Below are 10,228 nucleotides of genomic sequence, written 5' to 3'. Positions count from 1 at the left end.
GCACTGGCGGGGGTACGGACCCGGATCCTGGAACGCCGCACCGAACCCCAGCGCGACTCGCGGGCACTGAGCCTGCACCCGCGCAGCGTGGAACTGATGGACCAGCGGGGGCTCCTCGACCGGTTCCTCCCGCTCGGCCGGACCGTGCCGGGCTGGCACTTCGCAGGACTGCGCACCCGACTGGACTTCGGCACCCTCGACACCCGGCACGGCTACACCGTCACCGTCGACACGTACGACGAGCACGCGGACCTCGACGGGGTGACCGAGGTTCCCGTACGCCCCGACGGCCACGCCGCGGGGGCCACCCGTACCAGCGACGGCGCCGCGCGCGACGACGAGCGGGTCCAGGCGCTGGCCGCCTGGGCGGGTACGTCCTCCTCGAGGAGCCGGACGTGTCTGTGAACCGCGTCAGTCCACCGTCCGTGCACAACCCCACCGACCAGATCAGCCAGGTCGTCACCGTCGACGGGACCCGGCTCGTGCATCTCTCCGGGCAGGTCGCCTGGGATGTGCGGGGACGGCCCGTGGGTCTCGGCGACCACGAGGCACAGGCGGCACAGATCGCCCGTAACCTCGATGCCGCGCTCGCCGCGGTCGGCGCCACCCGCAACGACATCATCGAAGAGACCGTCTACGTCGTCGACTACACCCCGAGGCTGCTGCCCGCGATCTTCGGGCCGCTTCGGGCCGGTGTCGCGGAAGCCCCGGCGAGCACGCTGGTGGGCGTGCCCGCACTCTTCGCACCGGAATTCCTGCTCGAGGTCCGGGTGGTCGCCGCGCTCCCCGGACGAGGGAGCCATCAGCCGGCCGTACCGGCCGACGACACCGCAGCGGGCGAACCTGCCAGCACACCCGAGCCCCGGAGGGTCCGCGCGACATCCCCCACGGGCGAAGACCAAGATCTCGAAACGGCCCTCACCCGCCGTGCCTGGGAGGACCCGGCCTTCGCCGCACGACTGGAACGCGAGCCCCTCAAGGCCCTGGCGTCGATGGGCGTGCACGTGCCCCCGGGAGTCAAGGTGCAGGTCAGGCTGCAGAAACGCGACACGTTGTACTACGTCCTCCCGCCCGCGAAACGGCCGGACGAGCCGGACCGCCGCGAGCCCGTGAACCTCATGGACCTGTGGCGCAGCGCGGACCACTTCGTCTGGCTGCTGCCCGAACGGCTCAAGACCGAACTGCTGGCCATGCGCCGGGGCTTCCACGAGGCCCGGACCGGCACCATCACGACGCGGAGCAGCCATGAAGCATGACGCCGGCACCCTCCACACACTGCGGCTCGTCAACGACAGCGCCTACCGGGAGAGGCTCGTCGCCGACCCGAAAGCAGTACTGTGCGAGGAGTCGGGCCACCATCCGCGCGAGGACTTCGCCGTCGAGGCGGTGGAACAGCGGGACGACACCATCGTCATCCTGCTCCCCGCGGAACCGGAGAACGGCGAGAACTTCGCGGAGCGGCTCACCGAGGTGTCCCAGCGCGTGTACGACGTGCTGTTCTCGTCCGGAGTCGGCGGGTTCCTGATCCCCGACGACCGTCTGAAGTGGATTCTGCGGGACATCCGCTCCTCCTGGGCGGCCAGGGCCGAGCCGGAGGGGTGATGGCCACCTTCGTTCTCGTGCACGGTTCGTGGCTCGGCGGCTGGGCCTGGGAGCGGGTCGCCCCCCGGCTGCGTGCGTCCGGCCACACCGTCCTGTGCCCCTCACTCGCCCCGGCCGAACCTGGCGTCGGACTGCGCACCCACATCGCCGAGATCGTCGCCCTGATCGACAGGCACGCTCTCACCAACGTGGTCCTCGTCGGCCACAGCTACGGAGGCATGGTCGTCACCGGTGCCGGATACGAACGACCGCAGCGCATCCGCCAACTCGTTTACCTGGACGCGTACTTCCCCTCGCCCGGCCAGTCGGCCTTCGACCTCCAGCCCGTTCTGCGCGACGCGTGCGATGCCGCTGCCGCTCTGCGGCCGGAGCGGGAGGCCTGGCTGATTCCTCCCTTCGGATTCGAGGCCATGGGTCTCGCGGCGGCCGACCTGGAGTGGGTGACCGCGCGGGCTCGGCCGCTGAGCCGGGCCACCCACGAGGAACCACTGCCGGACCCCACGTCCGGCCCCCCTCACCCACCGGCGACCTACATACGGTTTGGAGGTTCTCCCTTCTTCGCCGACGCGGCGAATACGGCGCAACGGCGCGGGGCCCGGCTCCTGACAGTCGAAGGCGCCGCCCATCTGGCACCCGTCACCGACCACGAACGCGTATGCGCGGTGCTCGGCCGGACACTCTGACAGTTGTCGCCATGCGAAGCCCCTCGATCGGCGCCCGCGTCCTCCTCCTGGTTCAGCAGCCTGCCGGCAACCCGACCACCGTGGGATGCACCGTTCGTTGACAGGCTCCGCCGGGGCGTGGGCGCCAGGGCTTCGACGGCGTCGCGCCCACAGGCCGAGGTCGGGCGCGGCGCTCAGTTCCTCGGAGCGGGCCAAGGCCCGGTGGGAGGCGCGGACCCGGTTGTCGGGGTCCTTCAGGGACGCGAGGGCGCCGATCCAGGTGTTCGGGTCGTCGCGGTAGGCGAAGATGCCGGCCTGGCCCAGCGATTCGACGAGACCGGGGGTTGGGCGGACGATCACGGGGATGCCGGAGGCGAATGCCTCCACCCGCCACCCGCCCCCGCGACTCGTACAGGCTCGGCATCAGCATCACCCGGGGACGCGCGTGGACGTGGTCGCGCATCTGCTGCCCGGGCACCGAGTCGAGAACCTCGCGACGGGTCCCGCTGCCGGCCACTGCCGTCGGGCTACTCGCGCGGTGCGGGCACCGGCGGAGACGGTGGATCAACTCTTGGGCCGGGGGATCTCGGGCGAGGGTCCTTTGCCGCGATGACGCATCGCGCGTGCGGAGACCGACCGCGGATGGCACCACCGGAGTTCGGTCACGCACCTTTTGCCGACGCCCAAGCCGTGAGCCGCCACTCTCCTTCACATCACCCCAGGGAAGGACCTGACCTTCTATCGGCCCGCGAAGAGAGCCGAGTACGTGCACATCGACGCTCTGTTGCCCTGGTTGACGCTCGCCTGACGCCATGATGGGCCGCTATGAGTACCGACATGTCTCGCACCGTAGTGCTCTTCCGCCATTCGAAGGCCGACCCCTCGTTCGAGGGCGATGATCACCAGCCTCCGGTTGCCGAGCGCGGCCGTCGCATTGCCGGTGACCCGTGGGACTGACAGGACCACCCCCTGGGCGCGGGCTTGCCAGAGGGTGGCACGGACAGTCAGCGGAACAGGCGGAAGAACCCGCGCACCTGATTGACCAGCGACTCCGGCTGCTCCAGCGCGGCGAAGTGGCCGCCATGCGGCAGCTCCTCGAACCAGCGCAGGTCGGTGAACCGCAGCTCGGCCTCACGCCTCGACGGGCGGGTGATGTCGCGCGGGTAGACCGACAGCCCGGATGGCGCGGTCACCTTGTCCCGGAAGTTGGCGAAGCTCTCCCAGTACAGGCGCGCCGACGACGTGGCCGACGCGGTGAACCAGTAGACCGAGATCTCGTCGAGGATCGTCTGCCGCGACAACGCGTCCTCGGGATGGCCGTCGTTGTCCGTCCACGCCCAGAACTTTTCGGCGATCCAGGCGGCCTGCCCCGCCGGGGAGTCGGTGAGGCCGTAGCCGAGCGTCTGCGGCCGGGTCGCCTGGATCGCCGAGTACCCCCGGCCGCTGCGCTGCATCTCCTTCTCGGCCTCGAGGTTCGCCAGCTCCGCCGGTGTCGGGTCGTCGAACGTGCCCGCCGCCACGGATCCCAGGTTCAGGTGCACGCCGGCGACCCGCTCGGGCGCCACCTCGCCCAGCACCGCGGACACCGCCGAACCCCAGTCACCGCCCTGCGCTCCGTACCGTTCGTAACCCAGCGAGACCATCAACGTGTCCCAGGCGCGCGCGGTGCGAGTGACGCCCCACCCGGTCGTCGACGGCTTGTCGCTCCAGCCGTACCCGGGCAACGACGGCGCGACCACGTGGAACGCGTCCGCCGGCTCACCGCCGTGCGCGCGCGGATCGGCCAGCGGGCCGAGGATTTCCAGGAACTCGAGCACCGAGCCCGGCCACCCGTGCGTGAGCACGAGCGGGAACGCGTCCGGCTCCGGCGAGCGGACGTGCAGGAAGTGGATGCCCAGCCCGTCGATCGTGTCGCGGTACTGCGGGAACACGTTCAGCCGCTCGGCGAACCCGAAGTCGTAGTCCTCGGCCCAGCTGCGGCAGAGCTCCTGCGCGTACGACAGCGGCAAACCCTGTGACCAGTCGTCCACCGGCTCACGCTCGGGCCACCGTGTCCGTCGCAATCGTTCACGCAGGTCCACGATCTCGGCTTCGGTGATGCTGACCTCGAACGGCTCGGCGGACATGGCAAGGCTCCTTACTGGTCAAGGCGTTATGGGATCAGATGCAGGTGAACCGTCATCGCGGGCTCCCACGCGTGGCGTCGGGTTCGGGGCGGCGGTCGGCGGTAGGGCGCCGGGTCAGGCTGAGGACGAGTCCGGTCAGGGGAAGTGCCGCGAGCACGGCGAGGGCCACCGGCGCCGGCACGATGCCGGACAGACCCGCGACAGCGGCTGGACCGATCCCGCCACCCAGGGCGTTCATGAAGTTGAGCAGGCCCTGTGCGGTGTGGCGGTCGTCCGCGGCGACCAGGTCCGGCGCGAGGCTCACCAGTACGGCTTGGGTGCCGGCGAACCCGCACACGGTCAAGGCCGTGCCGATGACGATCGGGGTCGGCCCGGTGGAGATCGCGACCACGAGCACGCCGATGACGGTGAGTGCCGCAAGCCCGGCGGACACCTGCCAGCCGGTGAACCGGTCGGTCATGGTGCCGACCAGCCGCCCGGCCAGCACCGCGCAGGCGGCGGCCGGGACCAGGAGCACGCCGGCTTCCAGGGGGCCACCGCCCGTGGCCTGCTCGATCAGGGAGGGGGCGCGGAACAGCACCCCGTAGTAGCCGGCGAAGACGGTCCCGCCGATGAGCCCGGCCGCCAGGAAGCCTCGGGATGCGATCACCCGCCGAGGCACGAACCCGTCGGGCGTGCTGCGCACGCGCCACCACAGTCCCACGGCGGCGAGCGCCCCGGCGGCAGCCACGACGAGCGTGACCGGAGCGGGCAGGCCGACCGAGTGCGCCTGCAGCAACGTGATCAAGGAGCCGGCGAGTACCGACAGCACGGCCGCGCCGACGATATCGAGTCGCCCGGTCGCGCCGTTTCGCTCGCCGCTCCCGCTCCGCGCCAGCGCGCGCCTGCTCGGCAATGCGGCCAGCAGGAGGGGCAGCGCGAGCACCGGGACCGCGAGCACGGCACGCCACCCGAGCCATGCGGTCACCGCCCCACCCAACAGTGTCCCGCACCCCGACGCCGTCGCGCTGGCGGCCGCGATGATTCCCAGGGCGCGGATCCGTTGCCGCCCGGGAAGGGCGGTGGCCGCGGCAAAGACGGCGATCACGGTCGCGCCCGCCCCGGCGCCGCCGATCAGCCGGCCGACGATCACGACGGACAGTGTCGGCCCGGATCCGGCGAGCACGGAGCCCCCGGCGAGCGCCACGACCCCGGCGACGAGGACCTGGAAGGGGTTCCAGCGGACCAGCAGCCGACCTGCGACCGGCATCGCGAGCGCGGAGGTCAGCGACCACGCGGCGAGAATCCATGCGGTGGCCCCGAACGGCACCGCGAGTGCGCGGCCGATGGCCGGCAGGGCCACCGACGGCGCTCCCAGTGCCACGTACATCGGCAGCACCAGCATTCCCAGAGTCAGTCCCAGCCGACGCCCGTCCGGGGCGTCGGTTCGCTCCGGCGACGGAGCCCCTCCAGACGGGATCGTCCGCGGCGTCGTCCCCTGCCAGGTATGTTGTGACATACGAAAGCTCCTTTGCGTGTAACATTACGGAGCAGTGAGGAGATACGTCAAATGCAGGATGCGTATTACAGCCCATTGGTGGTCCAGGCGGCCGTCGACCTGGCCAACACCTTGAGACCGATCAAGGGAGAGGACGCGCTCGAAACCGTGGAGCAGCTCCGGGACTTCCTTGACGACCATCCCGCGGCCGAGCCTCCGGTTTCGGCCGCGAACCAAGGGACCGGACCGCGGCATCTCACCCGCGCCGACCTGGCGGAAGTCCGTGCGTTGCGCGAGACAGTGCGTGAGGTGCTCGAACGGGCGAACGCGGACCCGGTCGAAGCTGCGGCTCTGATCAACGACGGTCTGCGTCGCAGCCGCGCCACCCCGGTACTGCGCCACGAGGACGGCCGCTGGCGGACCGAGGTGACCTCCGACACCGACCGCCGCTCGGCGCACCTTGCCGTGACCATGCTCAGCGCACTGGCCTCCGTGATCGCCACGCTCGGTCCCGCTCGTCTCGGCGTGTGCGCCGGGCCGACCTGCCGGGCCACTTTCGTGGACCTCTCGCGCAACGGCTCGAAGCAGTACTGCACCCGAACCTGCGCACACCGGGCCAGCGTCGCGGCCTACCGGAGCCGGCGCAGCCCGCGTTGAGCGCCGGCGCCTGACCCTGCCAGGCCGTCGCCGGGGTTTCGTCCGAGTCCGCCTTCGACGAACTCGTTCGGGCCTGCGAGGGCGTTCCTCGCGATGCCATCGACGTCGCCGCGAAAGCCGCAATGCAGGCCCGAGACCGCAAGATCTCCGTTCCGATCGTCCGGGACGCAGCGCGAGTCTGGTACCAGTCCGACAAGGCGCGTGCTCTCCACGCGTATCCCGAGCCGGACCGGCTGACGTCTTAGTGATCGACTGCGGTGCCTACGTCGATCTGCTCCACACCGACTACGCTCCCCAAGGTCTCCTGCCCTTCGAAAGCGACGACAGCGAGGAGCAATACATCGGGCCCGACGTTTCGGTCCAAGACCTCGCGCGATTCGACGGGCAATTCTCGACCTCGACGTCCAGGCAACGGCGGATCTCAAGCAAGGTTGAGCCGAGCCATGGGGGCTGGTGCCGGAAGCAGGCCCTGGGCACCCATGCAACACAGCAGGACATGACACGGAATCCGGGTGGCCCAAGCTCCGGGGCCGCGATGACATGCGCACCGTGGGCCGTGCGGGCAGCGGATGCCTGCACGGCCGCAGCCCCTACGCAACGGCATGGGCCTTCGCGGGCGGCTGCCAGGTCTCCGGGATGCTCCTGGACGCCGAGGGCGAGCCCGTCGAACTGCCCCGGATCAGCACCCTCACCATGCCGCTGCGCTGGCTGCGCCCGGTGGACATGCCCGTCTCCCAGCCACCACGACGCCTCCGTCCGTGACCCGTGTCCCGTGACACTGAACCTGGACCGATGGCCATCGAAGGTGGACCGAACGCAGTTCGTGAGAGCGGGCTGGACCGCCGCAGCGCAGGAACGCAGTACTCACCCGTAGTGCGCTCGGCTCAGGAGTCGACGGCCTCGGGGAGATGAGGAGTCCGGCTACGGACGGACGCGGAGCGCCGGTCGCGGTCAGCGCGAACGCTGCCCGGTGAAGAGGCGGTACAGCAGGAGCACGATCACCGAGCCGACGATCGCAGCGATCCACGTCGAGAGGTGGAAGAAGCCGTTGATGGAGTGCACGTGGAAGATCACCTTGCCGAGCCAGCCGCCGAGCAGACCGCCGACGATGCCGATGAGCATGGTGACGAGGCAGCCGCCCGGGTCCTTGCCGGGCATGAGTGCCTTGGCGATGGCGCCCGCGATGAGGCCGATGAGAATCCAGGCGATGATGCCCACGGTGTGCGTCCTTTGCAGTAGGTGTGCTGTGGGGGCCCGACGGGGGTCCCGTCGGGAATGTCCGCCGGTTGCCCCGCGCGGACGACCGGCGACATACGGATATCCGTTCGGGATCACTTCACACGGGACCACGGGCCGTTCCCTCCGACTGGCCCACCCGGCACCCGGCCCGCCGGCCGATCCGGTCGAAGGCGGATTCGGTGACTGCAGACCAGCGGCGGCTTCGCGCGCGGCGGGGGCGGTAGTGCCCGAGGTACGCGGCCAGAGCGTGGGCGAGCCAGGCGTCGACGTCGGTCTGGACGTAGCCGCCGGTTCGCCGGGTGAGTTCGTCGCGGACGGCTTCGTCACCGGTGCGGGGCTCGGTCTGCTCCAGCGTGCCGAGCTGGCGCAGCGCTTGGAGCTCGTCGGCGCGGGCCGTGATGAGGGCGGCTTCTCCTCCTCTCCGCGCGGGGGACGACGCGGCACGCGCTGACGAGGAAGCGGAAACTGATTCGCCTGGCGATTCGTCTTGGATGACGAGCCGAGCGGATGGGAAGCCAGATGGAGCGGGCAGACAGCGGTGTGGCGTCGGCGGGAAAGGCGGCAGTGCCCCGGTGGGCGCGGCGCCGGGCCGGGCAGTGGGTTCCGGGCGAGGGCGGAAAGGGGATTGCAAGGCGCCGGTGGGTCTGGACGCGGGGGCGGGTGCCCGCCGCGTTCGCGGTGCTGACGGCCGGGCTGCTGGCGTTCCACCGGACGGTGCCCAACTCCGTCGGCCGCCTGGGCAGTTTGCTGGAAGCGTTCCTGCCGTGGCTCGGCCTGGTGGTCCCGGTACTGCTCGGTCTGGCCCTGCTGCGCCGTTCAGCCACCGCCCTGGTGGCTCTGCTCCTGCCGGTGGCGGCCTGGACGTACCTCTTCGGCGGGCTGTTCCTGCCCGGGGCGAAGTCTGGCCCGCACGACCTGGTCGTGGTGCAGCACAACGTCAGCGACGAGAACACCGACCCGGCGGGCACGGCCCGCGCCCTGGCCGACGCCGGGCCCGATCTCATCGCGCTGCAGGAGCTGGTGCCCCCGGCGCTGCCGGTCTACGAGAAGACTCTCGCCCCGGACTACCCGTACCACGCGGTCCGGGGCACCGTCGGACTGTGGTCGAAGCATCCGCTCACCGATGCCCGGCTACTGGACATCAAACCGCGGGGAATGGCGGGGCCCTGGAGTCGCGGACTGCGGACCGTGGTCCACACGCCGCACGGCGAGATCGCGGCGTACGTCGCGCACCTGCCCTCGGTCCGCATCCGGGCGAGCGGCCTCGCGTCCTCCTGGCGCGACGAGAGTGCCGGCCTGCTGGGCAAGGCCGTCGCTGCCGAGCAGCTGAAAACGGTGGTCTTGCTGGGCGACCTCAACGGTACGGTCGACGACCGCGGGTTGGCCCCGTTGACCTCACGGATGAACGTGGCGGAGCGGGGTTTCGCCTTCAGCTTCCCCGCCGCCTTCCCGCTGGCCCGGATCGACCAGGTCATGGCCCGCTCAGCAACCGTCGCCCACCTCCGCACCCTGCCCGCCACCGGCAGCGACCATCTGCCGATCGCCGCCCAGATCACGCTTCGATGAAGGAGTGGCCTCGCTGACAACAAGCCTGCCTATGCGATACCTACCGTGCTGCGGCTCAAGATGCGTGTGCCTGAGCGGCCTACTTGGCCCGTCCGGCCGGCAACAGCGCTCAGCCCCTGCGGCGCGTGGCCCCGCGAGTTCACGCTGAACAGACTTCGGTTTCCCTGCACTCACGGGCCACTACGGCCTCGGGGAACATCGGTACAGCCGTTGGCGCTGAGAACGATCATTGTCCGTTCGGCGTAGCCGATGATCAGCGTCGGTGCGGCACCGTGTTGCTGAGTGGCTACGCCCGGGACTCAATTTCCCAGGCCCTGGTGGATGAGGGCCAGGGTGCGGGTGGCGACGTGGTCGGGTTCGGTGCCTTGGTCGACGGCGGTCATGGCGGCTTGGAGGAGGCCGCCGATCAGTTGTGCGGTCAGGTGGGGGTCCGCGGGGCTGAGGTCGGCAATGGCGGTGATCAGTGGGGTGTAGTGGAGGTGGTGGAGTTCGTGGACGCGGTCGCGGCACTCGGCGGGCAGGTCGGCGCGCATGAGGGCGGCGGCGGGACGGTGAAGCCCCTGGGCGGCGAGCTGGAGTTCGGCGCGCACGAATGCGTCGATGCGTGCTCGGGGATCGCTCGCCGTGTCCAGGGCGTGGGCCATGGCGGTGTCCGCGGTGGTGAAGGCGTCTTCCACGACGGCCGCGAGGAGGGCGGCGCTGGAGGGGAAGTACTGGTAGAAGCTGGGGCGGGAGAGTCCCGCGCGTGCGGTGACCGCCGCCGGGGTGACCGCGGTGGTGCCCTGTTCGGCCAGGATGTCGACGGCCGCCCGGATCAGCGCCGCCCGCTGCCGGGCGCGGTGCTCAGGAACCGTGGGGGCGCTGATCTTGGGCATAGTGCGGTCGGGCCTTTCGACTGT

11 protein-coding genes and 1 pseudogene are annotated in these 10,228 nt (G+C 70.7%); 8 read left to right on the top strand and 4 right to left on the bottom strand.

What is annotated here, in order from left to right:
• From IG64_RS39020 to IG64_RS19490, 4 genes and pseudogenes are all read left to right on the top strand, one after another.
• Positions 1-222: pseudogene (locus IG64_RS39020) on the top strand (FAD-dependent monooxygenase); the annotation flags it as partial.
• Between the two features lie 173 nt (positions 223-395).
• The gene (locus IG64_RS42270; protein WP_234438557.1) at positions 396-1,256 is read left to right on the top strand and encodes a Rid family hydrolase; all 861 of its coding nucleotides are present in this window, start codon (positions 396-398) and stop codon (positions 1,254-1,256) included.
• Positions 1,246-1,602: a hypothetical protein gene (locus IG64_RS19495; RefSeq protein WP_037857920.1), complete on the top strand. Its 357-nt coding sequence runs from the start codon at positions 1,246-1,248 to the stop codon at positions 1,600-1,602. The genes IG64_RS42270 and IG64_RS19495 overlap by 11 nt, the downstream gene beginning before the upstream one ends.
• Positions 1,602-2,285 carry an alpha/beta fold hydrolase gene (locus IG64_RS19490; RefSeq protein ID WP_051813110.1) on the top strand — a complete coding sequence of 228 codons (684 nt, stop codon included), beginning with the start codon at positions 1,602-1,604 and terminating at the stop codon, positions 2,283-2,285. Before IG64_RS19495 ends, IG64_RS19490 begins: the two co-directional genes overlap by 1 nt.
• A 983-nt stretch (positions 2,286-3,268) precedes the next feature.
• Here IG64_RS19490 and IG64_RS19485 read toward each other — a convergent pair.
• Positions 3,269-4,390 (bottom strand): epoxide hydrolase family protein, encoded by a 1,122-nt coding sequence (locus tag IG64_RS19485; protein WP_037857919.1) that lies wholly within the window; start codon positions 4,388-4,390, stop codon positions 3,269-3,271.
• Between the two features lie 52 nt (positions 4,391-4,442).
• Entirely contained in the window at positions 4,443-5,774 is a 1,332-nt protein-coding gene (locus IG64_RS19480; protein WP_234438556.1) for an MFS transporter, read from the bottom strand.
• 165 nt (positions 5,775-5,939) lie between these two features.
• Between IG64_RS19480 and IG64_RS19475 the strand changes: the two genes are divergently transcribed.
• On the top strand, positions 5,940-6,524 hold the full coding sequence (locus IG64_RS19475; RefSeq protein WP_037857915.1) for a CGNR zinc finger domain-containing protein: 585 nt from the start codon (positions 5,940-5,942) through the stop codon (positions 6,522-6,524).
• A 540-nt stretch (positions 6,525-7,064) separates the two neighbouring features.
• Positions 7,065-7,286, top strand: coding sequence for a hypothetical protein (locus tag IG64_RS19470; RefSeq protein ID WP_037857912.1), 222 nt, complete (start codon positions 7,065-7,067; stop codon positions 7,284-7,286).
• 189 nt (positions 7,287-7,475) lie between these two features.
• Here IG64_RS19470 and IG64_RS19465 read toward each other — a convergent pair whose 3' ends face one another.
• Positions 7,476-7,742 (bottom strand): GlsB/YeaQ/YmgE family stress response membrane protein, encoded by a 267-nt coding sequence (locus IG64_RS19465; protein ID WP_037857910.1) that lies wholly within the window; start codon positions 7,740-7,742, stop codon positions 7,476-7,478.
• A gap of 268 nt (positions 7,743-8,010) precedes the next feature.
• Here IG64_RS19465 and IG64_RS41635 point away from each other — a divergent pair, with 268 nt between their 5' ends.
• Together IG64_RS41635 and IG64_RS19455 are read left to right on the top strand one after the other, a co-directional pair.
• Positions 8,011-8,214 carry a hypothetical protein gene (locus IG64_RS41635; RefSeq protein WP_037857908.1) on the top strand — a complete coding sequence of 68 codons (204 nt, stop codon included), beginning with the start codon at positions 8,011-8,013 and terminating at the stop codon, positions 8,212-8,214.
• A 209-nt stretch (positions 8,215-8,423) separates the two neighbouring features.
• Complete coding sequence (locus tag IG64_RS19455; protein ID WP_037857906.1) at positions 8,424-9,329, top strand: endonuclease/exonuclease/phosphatase family protein; 906 nt, start codon at positions 8,424-8,426, stop codon at positions 9,327-9,329.
• A gap of 299 nt (positions 9,330-9,628) precedes the next feature.
• Here IG64_RS19455 and IG64_RS19450 read toward each other — a convergent pair whose 3' ends face one another.
• The gene (locus IG64_RS19450; protein ID WP_037857904.1) at positions 9,629-10,204 is read right to left on the bottom strand and encodes a TetR/AcrR family transcriptional regulator; all 576 of its coding nucleotides are present in this window, start codon (positions 10,202-10,204) and stop codon (positions 9,629-9,631) included.
• Positions 10,205-10,228 lie beyond the last annotated feature (24 nt).

The sequence above is a fragment of the Streptomyces sp. NRRL S-340 genome, from assembly GCF_000720185.1.
Classification (GTDB): Bacteria; Actinomycetota; Actinomycetes; order Streptomycetales; family Streptomycetaceae; genus Streptomyces.
The sequence above is the reverse complement of the archived record's forward strand: the minus strand, read 5'-3'. Positions and strand labels throughout refer to the sequence as shown.